Source organism: Agrobacterium sp. RC10-4-1, from assembly GCF_014138475.1.
In the GTDB taxonomy this organism is placed as follows: domain Bacteria; phylum Pseudomonadota; class Alphaproteobacteria; order Rhizobiales; family Rhizobiaceae; genus Agrobacterium; species Agrobacterium pusense.
In genome coordinates this window covers 297,237-316,848 of record NZ_JACJIT010000004.1, presented here as the reverse complement: position 1 = coordinate 316,848, position 19,612 = coordinate 297,237, and the positions used below count along the sequence as shown (strand labels likewise).

At 59.2% G+C, this 19,612-nt stretch carries 22 protein-coding genes; 13 read left to right on the top strand and 9 right to left on the bottom strand.

The features are described 5' to 3' along the window. Positions 1 to 50: 50 nt before the first annotated feature. Positions 51 to 218: a Thivi_2564 family membrane protein gene (locus FHW77_RS13190; RefSeq protein ID WP_003502827.1), complete on the bottom strand. Its 168-nt coding sequence runs from the start codon at positions 216 to 218 to the stop codon at positions 51 to 53. A gap of 124 nt (positions 219 to 342) precedes the next feature. Between FHW77_RS13190 and FHW77_RS13185 the strand changes: the two genes are divergently transcribed. Further along, entirely contained in the window at positions 343 to 771 is a 429-nt protein-coding gene (locus FHW77_RS13185; protein WP_004441881.1) for an OsmC family protein, read from the top strand. Between the two features lie 3 nt (positions 772 to 774). On the opposite strand, the gene FHW77_RS13180 is transcribed toward FHW77_RS13185, so the two are convergent. Genes FHW77_RS13180 through FHW77_RS13170 form a run of 3 tightly spaced genes read right to left on the bottom strand, consistent with a single transcriptional unit; the run spans position 775 to position 3,887 of the window. Next, entirely contained in the window at positions 775 to 1,269 is a 495-nt protein-coding gene (locus FHW77_RS13180; RefSeq protein WP_004441879.1) for a peptide deformylase, read from the bottom strand. Positions 1,270 to 1,287: 18 nt separating this feature from the next. Further along, positions 1,288 to 1,587 (bottom strand): hypothetical protein, encoded by a 300-nt coding sequence (locus FHW77_RS13175; protein WP_004441875.1) that lies wholly within the window; start codon positions 1,585 to 1,587, stop codon positions 1,288 to 1,290. Continuing rightward, positions 1,587 to 3,887, bottom strand: a complete 2,301-nt coding sequence (locus FHW77_RS13170) for an FdhF/YdeP family oxidoreductase (protein ID WP_004441873.1) — start codon at positions 3,885 to 3,887, stop codon at positions 1,587 to 1,589. The genes FHW77_RS13175 and FHW77_RS13170 overlap by 1 nt, the downstream gene beginning before the upstream one ends. A gap of 393 nt (positions 3,888 to 4,280) precedes the next feature. Here FHW77_RS13170 and mgtE point away from each other — a divergent pair, with 393 nt between their 5' ends. Both mgtE and FHW77_RS13160 read left to right on the top strand, forming a co-directional pair. Beyond that, the gene (gene mgtE, locus FHW77_RS13165) at positions 4,281 to 5,708 is read left to right on the top strand and encodes a magnesium transporter (RefSeq protein WP_004441871.1); all 1,428 of its coding nucleotides are present in this window, start codon (positions 4,281 to 4,283) and stop codon (positions 5,706 to 5,708) included. A 74-nt stretch (positions 5,709 to 5,782) separates the two neighbouring features. Beyond that, positions 5,783 to 6,169: a MerR family transcriptional regulator gene (locus tag FHW77_RS13160; RefSeq protein ID WP_004441868.1), complete on the top strand. Its 387-nt coding sequence runs from the start codon at positions 5,783 to 5,785 to the stop codon at positions 6,167 to 6,169. A gap of 251 nt (positions 6,170 to 6,420) precedes the next feature. Here the strand turns inward: FHW77_RS13160 and FHW77_RS13155 are convergent, their stop codons facing one another. After that, positions 6,421 to 7,386: an acetyltransferase domain-containing protein gene (locus tag FHW77_RS13155; RefSeq protein ID WP_064264369.1), complete on the bottom strand. Its 966-nt coding sequence runs from the start codon at positions 7,384 to 7,386 to the stop codon at positions 6,421 to 6,423. Between the two features lie 68 nt (positions 7,387 to 7,454). Further along, positions 7,455 to 8,147, bottom strand: a complete 693-nt coding sequence (locus FHW77_RS13150; protein ID WP_004441862.1) for a DUF599 domain-containing protein — start codon at positions 8,145 to 8,147, stop codon at positions 7,455 to 7,457. A gap of 500 nt (positions 8,148 to 8,647) precedes the next feature. On the opposite strand from FHW77_RS13150, the gene cobU reads away from it, so the two are divergent. The 5 genes from cobU to ccoP all read left to right on the top strand — a co-directional run bounded on the left by cobU (position 8,648) and on the right by ccoP (position 12,801). Next, on the top strand, positions 8,648 to 9,169 hold the full coding sequence (gene cobU / locus FHW77_RS13145) for a bifunctional adenosylcobinamide kinase/adenosylcobinamide-phosphate guanylyltransferase (RefSeq protein WP_004441859.1): 522 nt from the start codon (positions 8,648 to 8,650) through the stop codon (positions 9,167 to 9,169). A 237-nt stretch (positions 9,170 to 9,406) separates the two neighbouring features. Further along, a complete protein-coding gene (gene ccoN / locus FHW77_RS13140; protein ID WP_004441856.1) occupies positions 9,407 to 11,029 on the top strand; it encodes a cytochrome-c oxidase, cbb3-type subunit I in 1,623 nt (540 codons plus the stop codon). A gap of 9 nt (positions 11,030 to 11,038) precedes the next feature. After that, positions 11,039 to 11,770, top strand: a complete 732-nt coding sequence (ccoO, locus tag FHW77_RS13135) for a cytochrome-c oxidase, cbb3-type subunit II (RefSeq protein ID WP_003495954.1) — start codon at positions 11,039 to 11,041, stop codon at positions 11,768 to 11,770. 12 nt (positions 11,771 to 11,782) lie between these two features. After that, complete coding sequence (locus tag FHW77_RS13130; protein ID WP_004441852.1) at positions 11,783 to 11,935, top strand: CcoQ/FixQ family Cbb3-type cytochrome c oxidase assembly chaperone; 153 nt, start codon at positions 11,783 to 11,785, stop codon at positions 11,933 to 11,935. Positions 11,936 to 11,937: 2 nt separating this feature from the next. Continuing rightward, entirely contained in the window at positions 11,938 to 12,801 is an 864-nt protein-coding gene (gene ccoP / locus FHW77_RS13125; RefSeq protein WP_004441850.1) for a cytochrome-c oxidase, cbb3-type subunit III, read from the top strand. A 123-nt stretch (positions 12,802 to 12,924) separates the two neighbouring features. Here ccoP and mazG read toward each other — a convergent pair whose 3' ends face one another. From mazG to FHW77_RS13110, 3 genes are read right to left on the bottom strand one after another with little or no spacing between them, the layout of a single operon-like run. After that, positions 12,925 to 13,770 carry a nucleoside triphosphate pyrophosphohydrolase gene (gene mazG / locus FHW77_RS13120; RefSeq protein WP_004441847.1) on the bottom strand — a complete coding sequence of 282 codons (846 nt, stop codon included), beginning with the start codon at positions 13,768 to 13,770 and terminating at the stop codon, positions 12,925 to 12,927. A 52-nt stretch (positions 13,771 to 13,822) separates the two neighbouring features. Further along, on the bottom strand, positions 13,823 to 14,410 hold the full coding sequence (locus FHW77_RS13115) for a deaminase (protein WP_004441844.1): 588 nt from the start codon (positions 14,408 to 14,410) through the stop codon (positions 13,823 to 13,825). Further along, positions 14,376 to 14,684 carry a hypothetical protein gene (locus FHW77_RS13110; protein ID WP_022556178.1) on the bottom strand — a complete coding sequence of 103 codons (309 nt, stop codon included), beginning with the start codon at positions 14,682 to 14,684 and terminating at the stop codon, positions 14,376 to 14,378. The genes FHW77_RS13115 and FHW77_RS13110 overlap by 35 nt, the downstream gene beginning before the upstream one ends. Between FHW77_RS13110 and cysG the strand changes: the two genes are divergently transcribed. From cysG to FHW77_RS13085, 5 genes are all read left to right on the top strand, one after another. After that, positions 14,670 to 16,133, top strand: coding sequence for a siroheme synthase CysG (gene cysG / locus FHW77_RS13105; RefSeq protein WP_004441841.1), 1,464 nt, complete (start codon positions 14,670 to 14,672; stop codon positions 16,131 to 16,133). The genes FHW77_RS13110 and cysG overlap by 15 nt on opposite strands. Next, entirely contained in the window at positions 16,126 to 16,440 is a 315-nt protein-coding gene (locus FHW77_RS13100; RefSeq protein ID WP_004441838.1) for a DUF2849 domain-containing protein, read from the top strand. The genes cysG and FHW77_RS13100 overlap by 8 nt, the downstream gene beginning before the upstream one ends. An 8-nt stretch (positions 16,441 to 16,448) precedes the next feature. Continuing rightward, complete coding sequence (locus tag FHW77_RS13095) at positions 16,449 to 18,119, top strand: nitrite/sulfite reductase (protein WP_004441837.1); 1,671 nt, start codon at positions 16,449 to 16,451, stop codon at positions 18,117 to 18,119. 10 nt (positions 18,120 to 18,129) lie between these two features. Then, positions 18,130 to 18,636: a DUF934 domain-containing protein gene (locus tag FHW77_RS13090; protein ID WP_004441835.1), complete on the top strand. Its 507-nt coding sequence runs from the start codon at positions 18,130 to 18,132 to the stop codon at positions 18,634 to 18,636. Positions 18,637 to 18,782: 146 nt separating this feature from the next. Then, the gene (locus FHW77_RS13085; RefSeq protein ID WP_004441832.1) at positions 18,783 to 19,595 is read left to right on the top strand and encodes a ferredoxin--NADP reductase; all 813 of its coding nucleotides are present in this window, start codon (positions 18,783 to 18,785) and stop codon (positions 19,593 to 19,595) included. The last annotated feature ends 17 nt before the right edge of the window (positions 19,596 to 19,612 follow it).

Below are 19,612 nucleotides of genomic sequence, written 5' to 3'. Positions count from 1 at the left end.
AAAAAGAGGCGGCTTTCGCCGCCTTTTTTCGTCTGCGCCTTGCCGGGACATCAGAACACGGCGAGATATTTCAACAGCGAAATAATGCCGATAATAATGACGATAACCTGTGCGATCTGTTTGGCGCCGCCGCCAACGGGCAGTCGCGCGATGAGCCACAAGACAAGCACAATCACCAGGAAGGTGATCAGAATGCTGACGAGCGTAGATGTAACCATATGTCCCAGCTCCCTATTGAAATTCGATATTCAACGATGGTTCACCGTTGCGTGAGTAAAAAGGCGCCAGCCGGTATTTTGTTCCATGTGGTCGATTGCGCGCGATTAAATTAGGATTTTCTGAATGACCGAGAGCGTGAGGATGAAATCGAGGCCGGTCGGCGCTTCCGTCAGCGTGGGGCGGCTTGGCCGTCCTCATGTGTCGTCGGTCACCGGTGGCGCTCTGGACATCGTCACGGGGATTTCGGAGCCAGGGTTTAACCCAATCGATCTCTTATACTCCTCGCTGGCCGCCTGCCTGGCGCTCAGCGTCCGCATCGCAGCCAGCAGCTTGGGACTGCTCGATCTGTTCGAGGGTGTTCGTGTTGATGTCTCCGGCGAGAAATCGGCCGATGAGCCCTATCGCATCATCCGCTTCGACATTCGGATGGAGATCGCCGGAAACTTCAACGCTGCGGAGCGACTGGCGCTTGCACACAGGGCGGAGGATATCTGCACCGTCAGCAACACGCTGAAGGGCGATGCGGAATTTGTGCTGTCGATTACCAGCTGACGGTTACGGCTTTCTCGACTTTTCCCATTTCTTCACCAGCCGGTCGCGTTTCAGCTTCGAAAGCCGCTTCACCCAGAAAATGCCGTCAAGCTGGTCAATCTCGTGCTGGATGCAAATGGCGTGAAATCCCTCGACGGCCTGACGGTGCTCCGCGCCGTCGATGTCCTGAAACCTCACTTCGATCTTGGATGGCCGCTCCACTTCGTCCGTGAAGCCCGGCATCGAGACGCTGCCCTCCACATGTCGCATGGTCTGCGTGGCGCGGCCGATGATTTCGGGATTGACGTAGGTGAGAACGGTTCCCGGCGTCAGTTCCAGCACAAAAACACGCTGCTTCACGCCGATATGGGCGGCGGTGATGCCGACACCCGGGGCGGCGCGCATCGTGTCGATCAGGTCGCTGACAAGATCCTGCAATTGCCCGTCAAACACCGTGACCGGCTCGCAGATTTCCGATAAGCCGGGATGCGGATAGGGCAGGATAGGCCTGATTGCCAAGGAAATGCTCCGTTCGTTTCAAATCCGGGCGGCGGCAGCGAGCGACTTTCCCTCCGCTGTCGCTTCCAGGAAGCTGCGCTGGGTGCGGGCATCGCGTCTCGTTACCTGCACGAAGCGCGGTGACAGACCGGCGATTTCGCGCAGAACGAGGGCATGTGCAAGACCCAGCCTGTTGGCAATGCCGCGGCTGTCTGTGGCTATATTGAAGTCGACCGCAATCAGTATCGCCGCGCCGGTGGATGTCAGCAAGGGCTGCGATCGCTCTTGAACCCGTGCCACCGCAGCCATGAAGGCATCAGCGGACTGTTCCTCATTCATCAGGAGGCATCCGGGCGCAGGCGGACGGACACGAGCACGGATTTAGACGTCGGTGTAAAACTGTCTTTGCCATAGCTCGACAGCGGCACCAGCACATTCAGTTCCGGATAATAACCGCCGATGCTGCCCCGCGGAATATTGTAGGGCACCAGCCGGAAATTCTGTGCGATGCGTTCGACCCCATCGCCATATTCGCCAACGACATCGACACGCTGGCGGGAATGGGCGCCGAGCGCTTGCATATCCACCGGGTTCATGAAGATGACGTGGCGCTCGCCATAAACGCCACGATAGCGGTCGTCCATGCCGTAGATCGTGGTGTTGTACTGATCGTGGCTGCGGAAGGTCTGCAGGACGAAAAGGTTCTCGCGCGTGAGCGCCTGCTGGTGTTCGGTCTGTTCCGGCAGGGGGCCGCTGAAAAAGATCGCTTTTTTCGCCGGTGTGTTCCATTGCCGTTCCGCAGCCCTATTGGGCAGACGGAAGCCGCGCGGCACGCGAACGCGTTCGTTGAAATTCTCGAAGCCGGGTATGACCCGCTCGATCATGTCGCGGATAAGATCGTAATCATCAGCGAGCGCTTTCCAGTTCACAGGCCCGCTGCCCAGCGTCGCTTCTGCGATGCCGGCGATGATGGCGACTTCCGAGCGCAATTCGTCCGACGCCGGTGGATTGATGCCGCCGGAGCCGTGCACCATGCTCATGGAATCCTCGACCGTGACGATCTGCGCCCGGCCTGCCGAATTGCGGTCGATCTCGGTTCGCCCCAGGCAAGGCAGCACGAACGAGGTTTCGCCAGGCACGAGATGCGAATGATTGAGCTTGGTGGCGATGTTGACGGTGAGCTTCTGATTTTCGAATGCCTTGATAATAAGCGGGCTATCGGGCGTGGCGCGCAGGAAATTACCCCCGAGCGCAATGAAGGCTTGCGCCTTGCCCTCAAGCATGGCCGCCACAGCCTCCACCGTGTTGTGGCCGGGCTTGCGCGGCATGGTAACGCCGAGTTCCTTTTCCAGCGCATCGAGAAGTGCGGGCGGTGCTTTTTCATCGATGCCGACGGTGCGGTCGCCCTGAACGTTGGAATGACCGCGCACGGGGCAAAGGCCCGCACCGGGACGACCGACATTGCCGCGCAGCAACATGAAATTGGTGATCTCGCGCACGATGACGACCGAGTGACGATGCTGAGTGACGCCCATGGCCCATGTCGCGATGACGGAGCCGGCCTTCATGTAGATGTGGGCGGCTTCTTCGATCTCCTCGCGGGTGAGGCCGGACTGGTCGAGAATGGTCTCCCAGCTCGTCGCTTCGACGGCGGCACGGTAGGCCTCGAACTCCGCTGCATGTTCGGCGATGAAGTCGTAGTCGATGATGGCGGGTTCGCCCGCCGCCCTTGCGGCGTCGTCAGCGGCGAAGACCGCCTTGCTCATGCCGCGCACCGCCGCCATGTCGCCGCCCTGGCGCGGCTGGTAATAATTGGTGGCAATCTTCGTGCTGCCGCCACTGATCATCTCGATCTTGTCCTGCGGGTCTGCAAAGCGCTCCAGCCCCTTTTCGCGAATGGGATTGAAGACGGCGATCCGGGCGCCGCGCAGGGCGGCGCGGCGCAGGTCGCCCAGCATGCGCGGATGATTGGTGCCAGGGTTTTGCCCGATCACGAAAATCGCGTCGGCCTTTTCAAAGTCCTCGAGCAGCACCGTTCCTTTGCCGACACCGATCGATGCGTTCAATCCGACACCGCTTGCCTCGTGGCACATATTGGAGCAGTCGGGGAAATTATTGGTGCCGTAAAGCCGCACCATCAGCTGATAAAGGAAAGCCGCCTCGTTGGAAGCGCGGCCGGACGTATAGAATTCAGCCCGGTTCGGGTTGTCGAGACCGTTGAGGATGCTGCCGATTTCGGTAAAGGCCTCGTCCCACGATACGGGCAGGTATTTGTCGCTCATCCGGTCATAGCGCATGGGATGGGTGAGACGCCCCTGTTTTTCCAACTCGTAATCGGACCAGCCGCGCAGTTCGGAGACGGTGTGGCTGGCGAAGAACGCCGGCGGCACGCGGGCTTCGGTCGCTTCCCAGGATACCGCCTTGACGCCGTTTTCACAGAACTCGAAAGAGGAGCCGTGTTCCGGATCGCCCCAGGCGCAACCGGGACAGTCAAAACCATCCGGCTGATTGGTCTTCAACAGGGTGCGGACGCCCGAGATCGGTGCCCCGGATTCCAGAAGGCGCTTGCCGACGCTTTTAAGTGCGCCCCAACCGCCTGCGGCGGACGATGCCTTGCCGATGAAACCCGTCTTGCTCATGGTTTGCCACCCCGAAACTGACTTTCCGCGTCCGGTCGGCGCGGTTTGTCCTTTGTCAAAAATATCTTCAGAAGCGCCCATCCGCATCGGCTGTCAACGCCTTTGTTGTGCGTTGCGGTAAAACCAGCGTCATGGCTATCAACCTTGGCTGCGGAACGGCGTAAAGGGTGCGGGCGTTGTCGTAAAACAAGCGGCACGGATCGGCTATTCATGCTTATAAGCCGCACTCCGCCCGGTCCTGCCGGAGAGGCGAAGAGGAATGACGAATGGAATTTTCGCGACACGCGCGAAGCTTAGGTATTTGCAGCTATCCGGTTGTTGACAATATGCTTTTTAACGCCATTCTGCCTTCGAATCCGAGCATTGCGGCATTTGAATACAAGGGGACGCCAGATGACAGACCGTGACGACGACGCTGTCGCGCCCGATGAATTGAAGCCGTTGGATGCCCCGTCGGATATTTATGCCGAAGATGGCTCGGTGCGTTCCGATTTTCTGACGATGGTGGGTGCGGCAATCGCCGATCGCGACCTCTTGTTCCTGCGCAAGAATGTGGCGCGACTGCATGAATCCGAACTCGGAGACCTGCTTGAATCAATTCTCCCGGAACAGCGCCACGCGCTTGTGCGGCTGCTCGGTTCCGATTTTGATATGACGGCGCTGACCGAGGTGGATGAAGGTATCCGCCTCGATATCGTCGATCAGATGTCGAACGAGCAGATCGCTGCCGGTATCGGCGAACTCGATTCGGACGACGCCGTCTACATTCTTGAAGACCTCGACGACGAGGATCGTAAGGACATTCTCTCGCAGCTGCCCTTCACCGAACGCGTGCGGTTGATGCGGGCGCTGGACTATCCTGAGAGCTCGGCCGGTCGGCGCATGCAGACGGAATTCGTCGCCGTGCCGCCATTCTGGACTGTCGGGCAGACTATTGATTATCTGCGAGAGGAGGAGGAACTCCCGGACTCCTTCACCCAGATTTTTGTCATCGATCCCACTTTCAAGCTGGTCGGCGCGCTCGATCTCGACAAGGTGCTGCGGGCCAAGCGCCAGGTGAAGATCGAAACGATCATGCACGAGACAAACCATTCCATTCCAGCCGAAATGGACCAGGAAGAAGCAGCGCAGCTCTTCGAGCAATACGACCTTCTGTCCGCCGCCGTGGTGGACAATAACGGCCGGCTGGTCGGCGTGCTGACCATCGATGACGTGGTCGACGTCATCCAGGAAGAGGCCGAGGAAGACCTTCTGCGTCTCGGCGGTGTGGGTGACGAAGAGCTGTCGGACTCCATCGCCAGCACGTCCCGTTCCCGCGTTCCGTGGCTCGCCGTCAATCTCATCACTGCCTTTCTGTCCGCTTCCGTCATCAGCCTGTTCGATGCGACGATCCAGCAGATCGTCGCGCTGGCGATCCTGATGCCTGCGGTTGCCGGCATGGGCGGCAACGCCGGATCGCAGACCATGACGGTATCGGTGCGCGCGCTCGCCACCAAAAGCCTCGATATTAACAATGCCGCCCGCATTATTCGGCGCGAGGCGGGGGTGGGCATTCTGAACGGCATGCTGTTCGGCTGCGCCATCGGTGTTGTCGCGGCGCTATGGTTTCAGGACATCCATATTGGCGGCATCATCGCCACGGCCATGTGTCTCAACATGCTCGCGGCGGCCCTGGCGGGAATTCTTATTCCGCTCGTCCTCGACAAGTTCGGAGCTGACCCTGCCGTCTCATCCGCCGTCTTCGTAACGGCGGTAACGGACATTGTCGGGTTTTTTGCCTTCCTGGGAATAGCGACCTGGTGGTACGGAATTTCGGGATAGGCGAGGGCGGCCATAAAATTGACTTTTACGTGAAGGTCAAATAATAATGATCCGGTTAGGAATCGGATAGGCCCGTGAACAAATATTATAGCATAACCGAACTGACCCGAGAATTCGGTGTTTCCACCCGCACACTCAGATTCTATGAGGATGAAGGGTTGATCCATCCTGAGCGGCGCGGGCGCACCAGGCTTTTCCGTGCAGCGGACCGCCGTCTCATTCAGGAAATCCTGCGCGGTCGCCGTATTGGTTTCACGATAGCCGAAATCCGCGAGATCATTCAGGTCTACAAGGAGCCGCCGGGGGAATCGGGCCAGCTTGTGCTCCTGATGAAGAAGGTCGATGAAAAGCGCGCTGATCTTCGGCAGAAGCGCAAGGATATCGAGGAGACGCTGGCGGAGCTCGACAATGTCGAAGAGGCCTGTCTGACGCGTCTTGCCGAAATCGGCGTCGGGACCTGAGCACTGCTTTTTAGCGGTATCGCATATTCCGTTGACGCAACTGTCGGGAACGGCTCCAAGACTCTCCGCTTTACTTCATATGAAACGAGCGGGTTCGGCTTGCCCCGCCGACGAGAATGTCGCGGCAGCGGGATGTGGGACATGATCTCGATTTATCACCGACGTTCGCCCCCTGATCCGACCCTTCGGGCCACCTTCTCCCCGGAAAGGGGGAGAAAAGACGGCGACCGCTGACGCTCTGGCTGCCTGCGCTACTGCGCCTCAACAGTGCACTGCTGTGCCACTTCGCTGACCTTCGTCTGCTGATCCGCGGTCAGCTTGCCTTCCATCATGATGTCGAAAAGGCTTTCCGCCTGGAGCTTCTCCAGCGTGCAGCCGCAGAAGCGCTGGCACAGCTCCAGCCCGTTCGCCTGTTCGACGCAGCTTTTTTCGCAGCTTGATTTGTATAGTTCGACCTGATCGACAGGCGGGGGTGGGGCGACGAGCGAGAGGGTGTAAACAAGCCCGATTAATACTGGCTGGTGGATGAGATAGAAGGCAAGGCTGTGACGGCCGGCGCTTGCAAGAAGGTTGCGAGGTGAACTCGGGCTTCGAAAGCGGTCGAGCCAGCCGCGCGGCGTGACGAATTGCGAGACCGCAAGCCCGGCGAGGAACGGCGCAAGCCATGGCAGCAGCGGGACATAATCATTCGAACGGGGTGGCTGGGTGGAAAAGCCGATCCAGGCCAGCCATTTTGCATCGAACAGTTCGGATTGCAGATATTGCGGCAGTATAAAAGCAATCACAGCGAAAAGCAGTGTCACGGCTGCGGGTGCCCTGAGGAACAACAGTCCCACGAGGCTTGCGGCGGCAATATTATGCAGTATGCCGAAGAAGATGAAGCTGTCCGGAAAGGCAAAATAGGTGGCGATGGTGATGAGCAGCGCCGAACCGGCCACCATGGCGAAACGCTTGCCGAAGGATGGCCAGTTCACGCCCTTGCCGTGGGCGAGAAACAGGCTGAAACCCGCAAGGAACAGAAATGACGTGGCGATGCCGCGTGCGTACAGCTTCCAGAGGCCCGTGGTTGCCGTGCCTGGTTCGAGATAACCGAAATATTCCAGATTCCACGTGAAGTGGTAGGACGCCATGGCGATGAGGGCCAGCCCGCGGAGCGTGTCGAGGCCGCCTATGCGGCCTTTACGGCGGTTTTCGTCGGAGACTGTGTTTGTGTCCATGGTTTCCGTGTTTCAGCTTTCGGTAAGGCCGGTGTCTTGCTCGGCTTGGCCCTTGAAGTGCGGCTATTTCAAGGCCTGTTTTCTTCCATGATGGCGAGTCGCGCCTCGGAAAAGAACTGGCGGCGCAAGAGCGCGACAATGATGATGACCGTGCTGGCGATGAAGACATAGGGGCTGATGAACCAGCCGAGATAACCGATGGACAGAAAGATGGTCCGCAGGCCGTCATTGAAGTTCTTGGCGGCGATGATGTTCATCTTGATGACGTTCTCGGCCGCGCGTTCCGCCGCCTCGCGGTCGGCGCCGACGTCGTGCACCATGGGAATGGCGCCGAAGAGGATGGTGCAATAGTTGAACAGCCGGTAGGACCAGCCGAATTTGAAGAAGGAGTAACCGAAGAGACAGGTGAGCCCGATGACCTTCAGTTCAAAAGCCGTGCGACCGGCATAATGCACGAAAGGCATGTCGCGAAACACCGACTCGACCTGCTCGGTCGCCCCCAGAAGGGCAAAACATCCGCCGATGGCGAAGATGGAGGTGGAAGCGAAAAAGGCGGTTCCGTTCTGCAGGCCGGCCATGATCTGTGTGTCGATCATCTTCAGGTCGCGCTTCAGCGAATTCATGATCCAGTCGCGACGGCGCTCGGCCATGGCCTGGTTGAGGCTGGCGCGCGAAAACAGCCTCGTTCCCGTCGTCACATGGGTGTAGGCGGCCCATAGAAGGATGAAAACGACAATCGCGATATAGTCGATGACGGTCATTACGGGCAGGCCACCTTGCTGTTTGCGAATCTTCGAAACCATATTGATTTGAAGGCCATGGCAAGGCAATGGCGGCGGCTGACGTCACTCCCATATTCTCTTTTGGCGTTGCGGTTTCATCATTCGGTTTAACGCTAACTTTCCGGTAACCAAGTCGCTTTATCAGTCCTGTCGCGGACGACAGGTCTGCCGGTTCCGGGTTAAGGTTTTGCGTACCGGTTCCGCCTGGTTTTTCACCAACGGCAGGGACGGATTGACAGGATGGACGTTCGCACCTAGCTTTTCTTCCGGACCGGTGTTTCCGGTATCCGGAGCATCAAGACTGATATGCCCCGCATCCTGCAGGCAGGTCTTGTTTTTCCGGCCCGGTATCAGCGGCAGTCCGGCGTGAGCAACCGGGGGACGCCTTTTCTACGAATCGTTCCCTTCATGTCCGCCTGTCACTGGCTCGCGACCCGGCGAAGATGCCGGTCCGTTTATTTTCTTCCTTCAGGTTTCCCATGACAGATAATAACCGCTCCGTTTTCATTCTTGGCGGCGCGCGCTCCGGCAAATCGCGTTTTGCGGAAGAGCTTGCCATAAAGGCGGGCGGAAACCTGCATTATCTGGCCACCGGCCGGGCTTGGGATGACGAGATGCGTGACCGGATCGCCCATCATCAGGCGCGGCGTGGCGGCGAATGGACCACCCATGAAGCGCCCGTCGATATCGCCGCCATGCTGGAGCGGCTGGACCGGCCGGACAATGTCGTTCTCGTCGATTGCCTCACTTTGTGGCTTACCAATCTGATGATGGAAAATGCGGATTTCGATGCTGCCTTCGCGGCACTTGAGGCGGCGATCCTGTCGGCTCGGGCGAAGCTGATTTTCGTCTCCAATGAAGTCGGTCTCGGCATCGTGCCGGAAAATCGGATGGCGCGGGAATTCCGGGATCATGCGGGGCGGCTGCATCAGCGAATCGCCGCCATTGCCGGTGAGGTCTTTTTCGTCGCCGCCGGGTTGCCCCTGAAAATGAAGGGCTGAAGCGGCACCCGCGAAAGCGCGGTCGACAGCGCCGCACTCCAGCTTAGAGGCAAATTTCCCTTGTAAATGCGAGCCGCATTTTGGCGAGGCTGCGGCAGCTTTGCTTTCTTGATCTGGATCAAGGTCGCTTCCCATTCCCGGTGGCAATGCTCCAACCGACGCAAAGGCGCACGTCCGCTCTCCCAGGCGCATGCAGTGCCTTTCGTCGGTCGGCTTGCACGTTGGGGGAAACCAACAATGAACTACACACTGGAAACCGCGATCGTGGCCCTTGGGGCCTTTCTCGCGTTGCTCGGGGCGGCATTCGCCCATGACAATCTTTTCGCCGCCCATATGTGGGTGCTGTTCTTTACGCTGCTGGTCAGCACGGTGCTTCTGTTGCGCCGTGTCTCCTTTGCGCCCGTCGATCCGGCCGCGCGGGCCCGGCGCAAGTCGGAATATTTCGACGGAGTCGTACGATACGGTGTCATCGCCACCGTCTTCTGGGGCGTCGTCGGCTTCCTGGTCGGCGTCGTGGTGGCGCTGCAGCTTGCTTTTCCGGATCTCAACATCGCACCCTATTTCAATTTCGGCCGTGTAAGGCCGCTGCACACGTCGGCGGTGATCTTCGCTTTCGGGGGAAATGCGCTGATCGCCACCTCGTTCTACGTGGTGCAGAGAACCTGTCGGGCACGCCTGTTCGGCGGCGATCTCGGCTGGTTCGTGTTCTGGGGCTACAACCTCTTCATCGTCATGGCCGCCACCGGCTATCTGCTCGGCATAACGCAGGGACGCGAATATGCGGAGCCGGAATGGTATGTCGATATCTGGCTGACGATCGTCTGGGTTGCCTATCTCATCACGTTCCTCGGCACGATCCTGACGCGCAAGGAGCCGCATATCTATGTGGCGAACTGGTTCTACCTGAGCTTCATCGTGACTATTGCCATGCTGCACATCGTCAACAACCTCGCCATTCCAGTCTCTTTTCTCGGCGTCAAGAGCTACTCCGCCTTTTCGGGCGTGCAGGACGCGCTGACGCAATGGTGGTATGGCCATAACGCCGTCGGCTTCTTCCTGACGGCCGGCTTCCTCGGCATGATGTATTACTTCATTCCGAAGCAGGTGAACCGCCCGGTTTATTCCTACCGCCTGTCGATCATCCACTTCTGGGCGCTGATCTTCATGTATATCTGGGCAGGCCCGCACCACCTGCATTACACGGCACTTCCGGACTGGGCGCAGACGCTTGGCATGGTGTTCTCGATCATGCTGTGGATGCCATCTTGGGGCGGCATGATCAACGGCCTGATGACGCTTTCGGGCGCCTGGGACAAGATCCGTACCGATCCCATCGTGCGCATGATGGTGATGGCGGTTGCCTTCTATGGCATGGCCACCTTCGAAGGCCCGATGATGTCGATCAAGGCCGTCAACTCGCTCAGCCACTATACCGACTGGACCATCGGCCATGTGCATTCGGGCGCGCTCGGCTGGAACGGCATGATCACCTTCGGCGCGATCTATTATCTGACGCCCAAGCTGTGGGGCAGGGACCGTCTATACAGCCTGCAACTCGTGAACTGGCACTTCTGGCTCGCCACGCTCGGCATCGTCATCTACGCCGCCGTCATGTGGGTGGCCGGCATCCAGCAGGCGCTGATGTGGCGCGAATATGATAGCCAGGGCTTCCTTGTCTATTCCTTCGCGGAATCGGTGGCAGCGCTGTTCCCCTATTATGTGATGCGTGCACTGGGCGGCCTGATGTTCCTCAGCGGCGCGCTGATCATGGCCTACAACGTCACCATGACCATCCTCGGTCATCAACGCGAGGAGGGCGCCAGCAAAGGCGCGGCTCCTTCGCTGCAGCCCGCTGAATAGGAGGGGCCGATGTCCATACTCGACAAACACGGCGTCATCGAACGTAACGCCACCCTGCTTCTGGTCGGCTCGCTGCTGGTGGTCTCGATCGGCGGTATCGTTGAAATCGCACCGCTCTTCTACCTCGAAAACACCATCGAGAAGGTGGAAGGCATGCGGCCCTACACGCCGCTGGAACTGGCCGGGCGCAACATCTACATTCGCGAGGGATGTTATGTCTGCCACAGCCAGATGATCCGTCCGTTCCGCGACGAGGTGGAACGTTACGGGCATTACAGCCTGGCGGCGGAATCCATGTACGACCATCCGTTCCAGTGGGGTTCGAAGCGCACCGGGCCTGACCTGGCGCGCGTGGGTGACCGTTATTCGAACGAGTGGCACGTGCAGCATCTGGCTGATCCACGCTCGGTGGTGCCGGAATCGATCATGCCGTCCTATGCCTTCCTCAAGACAACGCCGCTCAAGATCACTGACATCTCCATGGAGCTGAAGGCCAACCGTGCTGTCGGTGTGCCCTATAGCGACGAGATGATCGAGAAATCCGCGGCCGATCTCGCCGCCCAGGCGGACCCGAATGCGGATTCGTCGGAACTGCTGGCGCGCTATCCCAAGGCCAAGGTCGGCGATTTCGACGGCGATCCGGCAAAGCTCACGGAAATGGATGCGCTGGTCGCTTATCTCCAGATGCTCGGCACGCTGGTCGATTTCTCGACCTATGACGATGCCGCCGGTTACCGGTGAGGAGGCGGAACGATGGAAACCTACACGGCCATGCGCCACTTCGCCGATAGCTGGGGCCTGCTTGCCATGACCCTGTTCTTCGCCGGCGTCGTCATCTTCACGCTTCGCCCAGGCTCGAAAAGGGCCGCGGACGATGCGGCCAGCATTCCGCTCAGGGAGGACTGAACATGTCCGAAAAACACATCGATAAAATCAGTGGCGTCGAAACCACCGGCCACGAGTGGGACGGTATTCGCGAATTGAACAACCCCATGCCTCGCTGGTGGGTGTGGACATTCTACGCCACGATTGTCTGGGCCATCGGCTACACCATCGCTTTTCCGGCATGGCCGCTGATTTCAGGTGCAACCCAGGGCGTCCTCGGCTGGAACAGCCGTGCCGAAATCGCCGCGGATCTGGCCGATGCCAGACAGTCTCAGAGCATCTATGTCGACAAGATCGGCAACTCGTCGCTTGCCGACATCCAGGCGGACCCGACGCTGATGCAATTTGCCCTTTCGGGCGGTGCTGCCGCTTTCAAGGTCAATTGCATTCAGTGTCACGGTTCTGGCGCGGCGGGCGGGCAGGGTTATCCCAACCTCAATGACGACGACTGGATGTGGGGCGGCAGCGTCGATGATATCTATACGACGGTGAAGCACGGCATCCGCTTTCAGGATGATCCAGACACACGTGCTTCGGAAATGCCGGCCTTTGGCGATATACTACAGCCGGATGAAATTCGTCAGGTTGCCGCTTATGTGTTCAGCCTGACGGGAACGCCTTCCAACCCGGTGCTGGTGGAACCCGGAAGGCAGCTGTTTGCCGACAATTGTGCCTCTTGCCATGGGGAAGATGCCAAGGGCAACCGCGAATTCGGTGCACCCAATCTTGCCGACGCCATCTGGCTGAAATCTCATGGCGAAGAGGGGATCGTTTCGCAGATACGCTCTCCCAAGCATGGCGTCATGCCCGCCTGGGGTGAGCGCCTCGGTGACACGACGGTCAAGCAGCTTGCGATCTTCGTGCACTCGCTGGGCGGCGGCGAATAAGAGCGTCTGAGCAAAAGCAGGGGCCGCATCATGCGGCCCTCGACTGTTTCCATTCTTCTTCGATGATGCAGCTCGGCTGCGGGCGGAGAAAACCGGCGCTCGAGCCGCGAGGCGTCCCGCCGCTCAGGACGTGACCTTATCGAGCGAGCGTTCGATGCGCTTTGCCGCTTGCCAGAGGTCTTCCATCCTCTCGAGGCTTGCTTCCTCCAGCGTCTCGCCATTTTCGCCGAGCGACTTTTCGATGTGGTTGAAGCGCCTGCGAAATTTCGTGTTGGTGCCGCGCAGCGCGTTTTCCGGATCGGCCTTGACGTGACGGCCGATATTGACCAGGGCGAAGATCAGGTCGCCCAGTTCGTCTGAGACCTTTTCAGGCCTTCCTTCCTCCAGCGCTTCGCGCAGTTCGGCGATTTCTTCTTCGATCTTGTCGAGAATGGGGGCGGGGTCCGACCAGTCGAAACCGACGCGCGCCGCCTGCTCCTGCAGTTTGAGCGCTTCGGTCAGCGCCGGCTGGCTGCGTTGCACGCCGCCGAGGAAGCCGGCCTTGAAATCCTCCGTCATGCCCCGGCGCGCACGGCGCGCTGCGCGCTCGCGTTTTTCCTCGGCCTTGATCCGGTCCCACTGCAGCTTGACGCTGTCGGGCGTATCGGCCTCGGAGGCGGCAAAGACATGCGGGTGTCGGCGGATCATTTTCGAGGTGACGGCATGCACCACATCGCCGAAGGCAAACTCACCGCGCTCTTCTGCGATACGTGCATGAAAGACGACCTGCAACAGAAGATCGCCCAGTTCGTCGCAAAGATCGTCCATGTCCCTGCGCTCGATGGCGTCGGCGACTTCATAAGCCTCTTCAATCGTATAGGGCTTGATCGTCTCGAAGGTCTGGACGACATCCCACGGGCAACCGGTTTCCGGCTGGCGCAGGGCTTCCATGATCTCGATCAGGCGGGAAATGTCCTTCGAGGCTTCCATATGCTCAAACCTTCGCTTGTGTTTATGCCGGTCCGGCCGTCCAGTTCCGCGCTTAATTCAGAGGAATATCGTTGCCGCCCTTCGACGACTGATAGCTGGTGGACAGATCGTCATAGGCCGCCTTGATGCGGGCGGTCTGCGCCTTCAACGTGCTCTTCAGCGGATCCTCCTCGGCTTCCACCAGATCGGTGATGAAATACGAGTTCCAGAAAGCGTTGTTGCGGCGATAGCCGCCCGGCTCCAACCCGAAGACTTCCTTCAGAATTTTTAGATCATGCGGGATCGCGAAAGCGTCGCGCGAATCCTCGTGGCTGAAGAAGGAGTAGAAATTGTCGAAACCGGCCCAGGTGATGGCGGACATGCACATGGTGCAGGGTTCGTGGGTGGAGAGGAAAATCAGGTCCTTCGTATTCTGTTTTTCGCCCAGTTCGTAAAACCGCTTCAGCGTATGCACCTCGCCGTGCCAGAGCGGATTTTCCAGCTCGTTGTTGGTTTCCGCAACCACCAGCGACAGGTCGGACTTACGCAGGATTGCCGCGCCGAAAACCTTGTTGCCAAGGCTGACACCACGCGCCGTCAATGGCAGAATATCGTGTTCGATGACATCAAGAAGGCGGGCGGAAAGTGGCTGGCTGGTCAAGGGGGCGGTCCTTCTTGCCGCTTGTATAAAGCGGTCTTCGCATGGAAAACAGATGGCAAATTGTCTTCCCTTGTTCGGCGCGGGGGCCGGGTTTGTCAAGGGATTCGCGCTGCGCTTGGAAGCCTCCAGGCGTGCGGGAAACAGAGGCCGGTTTGTTTTCCTCCAAAACCGGGGTGTTCGAGAAATAAAAATCCAGGTGCCGGAAAGGCTTGAATTTCTGTTTCTTCAATCTTGCGCCGCGATGCGGGATATATGTCCAATGCACAACGAACATGATTTTTCCGCTGTCGGCGATCGCCTTTCAACCTTCCCCGCATTCTTCCGGGTTGAGGGCAGGCAGGTTGCGGTCTTCGGAAATGGCGATGAGGCCTTCGCAAAGGTCAGGCTTCTTGCCAATACCAATGCGCATATCATTGCCTATGCCGACGAGCCGGAGGCTGACTACGCAACTTATCTCCGCGAACACGGCATCGATCATCGGCCTCATGCTTTTGCCAGCCATCTGATCGACGGTGCGACCCTGGTTTTTGCTGCAACTGGCGAGGCTGTTCTGGACAGGGACATCGTTGCTGCCGCGCGTTCCCGGAAAATCCCCGCCAATGCGGTGGACCAGCCGGAATTCTGCGATTTCTTCACGCCGGCGCTTGTGTCCCGGGCACCCGTCGCGGTGGCTATCGGGACCGAAGGGGCAGGGCCGGTGCTCGCGCAGATGATCCGCGCGCGCATAGACCAGATGCTGCCGCCTTCACTTGGCAAGCTCGCACATCTTGCCGTGCAGTATCGCGGTGCAGCGGAACAAACCGTACCGAAGGGCGCGTTGCGGCGCAATTTCTGGCGGCGATTTTTCTCCGGTGCGGTTGCGGATGCCGTCGCCGTCGGCGACGCTCCGGCCGCCCATGAGGCTGTCGACCGTCTTCTGCGGTCGCCCGAACGCAGCGAAGGCCGCGTATGGCTTGTCGGCGCCGGGCCCGGTGCGGAAGATCTTCTGACGCTGCGCGCGCAGCGCGTGCTGATGGAAGCCGACGTCATCGTTTACGATGCGCTGGTGCCGCAGGCGATCATCGATATGGGCCGTCGCGACGCCGAGAGGCTATCGGTCGGCAAGCGCAAGGGCTGCCATAGCAAGTCGCAGGACGAGATCAACCGCCTGCTGGTGCGTCTCGGCAAGGACGGCAAGCGCGTCGTACGCCTCAAATCCGGCGATCCCCTGGTTTATGGCCGTGCGGGCGAGGAGATGGCAGCGCTGCGCGATGCCGGCATCGCTTACGAAATCGTGCCTGGCATCACGTCGGCCTTCGCCGCCGCTGCGGATTTCGAACTGCCGCTGACGCTGCGTGGTGTCGCCTCGTCGCTGATTTTCACCACCGGTCACGATCTGACAGGCGATGTTCTGCCCGACTGGGCCCGGCTTGCCGTTTCCGGTGCGACCATTGCCGTCTATATGGGCCGCAGCGTCGCTGCCTCGGTGGCCACAAGGCTTATCGAAGCGGGGCTCGGTGTGGAAACCACCGTCGCCGTTATCGAAAACGCCAGCCGCGCGGATCGCCGCCTGCTGCACGGAACATTAAACGATCTGCCCGACCTTGAACATCGCGATGAACTGACCGGTCCTGTCATGGTCATCATCGGCGATGCGGTGGCGGGCGCCAATTTCGACAGGTCCGAGGCGCTTGCGCTTGCCGGAAGGCCGGCGGACCTCAAACGGGAGTATGTAAATGGCTGACAAGGTTTTGACCGCCAACCGCCTGAGCGATGGCATTGCCGTCTGGCTCGACGCCAACGGCGAATGGACGGAAAACCTGCAGGGCGCAATCGTCGCCCGCCATGCGGAAGCGGTCGCCTCGTTCGAGGAGATCGGCAAACGGGATTTTTCCGCCAACAAGGTCGTTGACGTGAATATCGTTGACGTTGTGGAAGAGAACGGCAAGCTCTGGCCGACGCGCCTGCGCGAGCGCATTCGCGCCGCCGGCCCGACCGTGCACTATGCGACCGGCTACAAGCCGGCCGATGCAGCATTTATCGCAGTCTGAGGAAGAATATGTACCGTTACGACGAGTTCGATCACGCATTTGTTGAAGGCCGCGTGGCGCAGTTTCGCGATCAGGTGGAGCGCCGGCTATCCGGTGAGCTGGCCGAGGACGCATTCAAGCCATTGCGCCTGATGAATGGTGTCTATCTTCAGCTGCACGCCTATATGCTGCGCGTCGCCATCCCCTACGGTACGCTGAATTCCAAGCAGATGCGAATGCTGGCGCATATTGCCCGTAAATACGACCGGGGTTACGGCCATTTCACCACCCGTCAGAACATCCAGTATAACTGGCCGCGCCTCTCTGATACCCCGGATATCCTCTCCGAACTGGCAAGCGTGGAAATGCACGCGCTGCAGACCTCTGGCAACTGCATTCGCAACGTCACTGCGGATCATTTCGCTGGCGCTGCGGCCGACGAGGTTGCTGATCCGCGTCCTTATGCCGAGATCCTGCGTCAATGGTCTTCCGTGCATCCGGAATTTTCGTTCCTGCCGCGCAAGTTCAAGATTGCAGTGACGGGTGCCGAACGCGATCGTGCGGCCATTCAGGTTCACGATATCGGCCTGCATCTGAAAAAGAACGACAAGGGCGAGATCGGCTTTGCCGTTTATGTCGGTGGTGGACAGGGGCGCACGCCGATGATCGCCAAGAAGATCCGCGACTTCCTGCCGGAAGAAGATCTCCTGTCCTATACCACGGCCGTGATGCGGGTTTATAACCTGCATGGCCGTCGTGACAACAAATACAAGGCGCGCATCAAGATCCTCGTGCATGAGACGGGTGCGGAAGAACTGGCCCGTCAGGTCGAGGTCGAATTTGCGGAACTCAAGAACTCCGAATTGAAGCTGCCGGATGCCGATATCGCCGCCATCACCGCCTATTTCGCGCCGCCGGCGCTGAAGGACCGGCCGGAAGGCTGGGAAAGCCTGGCGCGCTGGAAGCGGGCCGACGAGGGTTTTGCCCGTTTTGTGGAGCAGAACGTCGCCCCGCACAAGCATCCGGACTACGGCATGGTAACGATCTCGCTGAAGCCGATCGGTGGCATTCCGGGCGACGCGACGGATGAGCAGATGGAGCTGGTCGCCGATATTGCTGCGGAATATGCCTTCGACGAAATCCGCATCAGCCACGAGCAGAACATCATCCTGCCGCATGTGGCGCTGGCTGACCTCGAGCCGGTCTATCGTGCACTTGTAGGCGCGGGTCTTGCGACCGCCAATGCCGGGCTCATCACCGATATCATTGCCTGTCCCGGGCTGGATTATTGCGCGCTTGCCAATGCACGCTCCATTCCGGTGGCGCAGGAAATTTCCACCCGCTTCGGTTCGGCGGAGCGTCAGGCGGAAATTGGTGAGCTGAAGATCAAGATTTCCGGCTGTATCAATGCCTGCGGCCACCACCATGTCGGTCATATCGGGCTGCTGGGCGTGGAAAAGAAGGGTGCGGAACTCTACCAGATCACGCTTGGCGGATCGGGTGACGAAAACACCTCGATCGGTGAGATCATCGGTCGCGGCTTCGAACCGGAAAAGGTGACCGACGCGGTTGAGACCATCGTCGACACCTATCTCGGGCTTCGCCTTTCAAAGGAAGAGAATTTCCTTGAAGCCTATCGCCGCGTCGGGCCGCAACCGTTCAAGGATGCGCTCTACGGTTCCGCCGCCGAAGCCGCCTGAGGAGAATGTCATGACGAAAATCTGGACCCGCGACGGCTTCGTGGAGAACGATCCCTGGGTGATCGAAACGGAAGAATTAAAAGCGGTGGCTGAGCAGAAGTCCGTGCTGCCGCTTGCCGATTTTCTGGTTCGTGCGGCCGAAAGCAACGATATCGGTCTCGGGGTGCTGATTGCGCCGGCCGATGATGTGACCCGGCTGGAACCTTATCTTGACCGTATCGAGCTTGTCGCGGTGAGTTTCCCGGCTTTCAACGACGGCCGTGGTTTTAGCCACGCGTCGCTGCTGCGCAGCCGCCTCGGTTTCACAGGCGAGGTGAGGGCGATTGGCGACGTGCTGATCGATCAGGTGCCGCTCATGCTGCGTACCGGCTTCACAAGCTTTGCGGTGACGAATGGTACGGCGATCCGCCGCCTGTCCGAAAATCGCCTGCCGGAAATTCCGGTCTATTACCAGCCGACGGCCAGGCCTGCGAGCGACGGCGAGGCCTATAGCTGGCGTCGGCGTGCGTCTCTGTGACACGTTGCACGGAAATATGAGTTTCTGATACATATTTCCTACGCACATGGCAGTATTGACATTCTCATGCCTTCAAACCGGAGCAGAAATGGTATAATTGCCCGGTCGGAGAATGTCGCTCATCGAATAGAATGGACGGAACCTAAATGAACGCGCCAGCCAAGACGGAAGATTTCGCGATCAAGATACCCGATGGTGTTTATGCCGAGACGGTTTTGTCGGTGGAACATTATACGGATCATCTGTTCCGTTTCCGCATGACGCGTCCGGCCGGCTTCCGTTTTCGTTCCGGCGAATTCGCCATGATCGGCCTGATGGTCGGCGACAAGCCGATCTATCGCGCCTATTCCATCGCCAGCCCCGCCTGGGACGAGGAGTTGGAATTTTTCTCGATCAAGGTCCCGGATGGCCCGCTGACCTCCCATCTTCAGGCGATAAAGCCTGGCGATACCGTTTTGATGCGCAAGAAGCCGACAGGCACGCTGGTTCTCGATGCGCTAACGCCCGGCCGACGGCTTTACATGTTCTCCACCGGCACCGGCATTGCGCCTTTCGCGAGCCTGATCCGCGATCCCGAGACCTATGAGAAGTTCGAAGAGGTCATCCTCACCCATACCTGCCGCGATGTGGCCGAACTGAAATACGGTTTCGATCTGGTCGAGGAAATCAAGAACCACGAGTTCCTCAGCGAGATTGTCGGCGACAAGCTCAAGCATTATGCCACGGTGACCCGCGAAGATTATCCTTTCCAGGGCCGCATCACCACGCTGATCGAAAACGGCAAGCTGTTTTCCGATCTCGGCGTACCAGCGCTCGATCCGGCCATTGACCGCGGCATGATCTGCGGTTCCTCGGCGATGCTCAAGGATACCAAGGAACTGCTTGAGAATGCCGGTCTTACCGAAGGCGCCAACAACAAGCCTGCCGAATTCGTGATCGAACGCGCTTTCGTCGGCTGACGGAACACGGTCTACGA

Coding starts and splice junctions, on each gene's coding strand:
- FHW77_RS13190 (WP_003502827.1), bottom strand. CDS start 218: ATGGTTACATCTACGCTCGTCAGCATTCTGATCACCTTCCTGGTGATT.
- mazG (WP_004441847.1), bottom strand. CDS start 13,770: ATGGAAGCCTCGAAGGACATTTCCCGCCTGATCGAGATCATGGAAGCC.
- FHW77_RS13130 (WP_004441852.1), top strand. CDS start 11,783: ATGGAAACCTACACGGCCATGCGCCACTTCGCCGATAGCTGGGGCCTG.
- ccoN (WP_004441856.1), top strand. CDS start 9,407: ATGAACTACACACTGGAAACCGCGATCGTGGCCCTTGGGGCCTTTCTC.
- FHW77_RS13095 (WP_004441837.1), top strand. CDS start 16,449: ATGTACCGTTACGACGAGTTCGATCACGCATTTGTTGAAGGCCGCGTG.
- cysG (WP_004441841.1), top strand. CDS start 14,670: ATGCACAACGAACATGATTTTTCCGCTGTCGGCGATCGCCTTTCAACC.
- mgtE (WP_004441871.1), top strand. CDS start 4,281: ATGACAGACCGTGACGACGACGCTGTCGCGCCCGATGAATTGAAGCCG.
- FHW77_RS13100 (WP_004441838.1), top strand. CDS start 16,126: ATGGCTGACAAGGTTTTGACCGCCAACCGCCTGAGCGATGGCATTGCC.
- ccoP (WP_004441850.1), top strand. CDS start 11,938: ATGTCCGAAAAACACATCGATAAAATCAGTGGCGTCGAAACCACCGGC.
- FHW77_RS13110 (WP_022556178.1), bottom strand. CDS start 14,684: ATGTTCGTTGTGCATTGGACATATATCCCGCATCGCGGCGCAAGATTG.
- FHW77_RS13085 (WP_004441832.1), top strand. CDS start 18,783: ATGAACGCGCCAGCCAAGACGGAAGATTTCGCGATCAAGATACCCGAT.
- FHW77_RS13090 (WP_004441835.1), top strand. CDS start 18,130: ATGACGAAAATCTGGACCCGCGACGGCTTCGTGGAGAACGATCCCTGG.
- FHW77_RS13185 (WP_004441881.1), top strand. CDS start 343: ATGACCGAGAGCGTGAGGATGAAATCGAGGCCGGTCGGCGCTTCCGTC.
- ccoO (WP_003495954.1), top strand. CDS start 11,039: ATGTCCATACTCGACAAACACGGCGTCATCGAACGTAACGCCACCCTG.
- FHW77_RS13175 (WP_004441875.1), bottom strand. CDS start 1,587: ATGAATGAGGAACAGTCCGCTGATGCCTTCATGGCTGCGGTGGCACGG.
- FHW77_RS13155 (WP_064264369.1), bottom strand. CDS start 7,386: ATGGACACAAACACAGTCTCCGACGAAAACCGCCGTAAAGGCCGCATA.
- FHW77_RS13150 (WP_004441862.1), bottom strand. CDS start 8,147: ATGACCGTCATCGACTATATCGCGATTGTCGTTTTCATCCTTCTATGG.
- FHW77_RS13170 (WP_004441873.1), bottom strand. CDS start 3,887: ATGAGCAAGACGGGTTTCATCGGCAAGGCATCGTCCGCCGCAGGCGGT.
- cobU (WP_004441859.1), top strand. CDS start 8,648: ATGACAGATAATAACCGCTCCGTTTTCATTCTTGGCGGCGCGCGCTCC.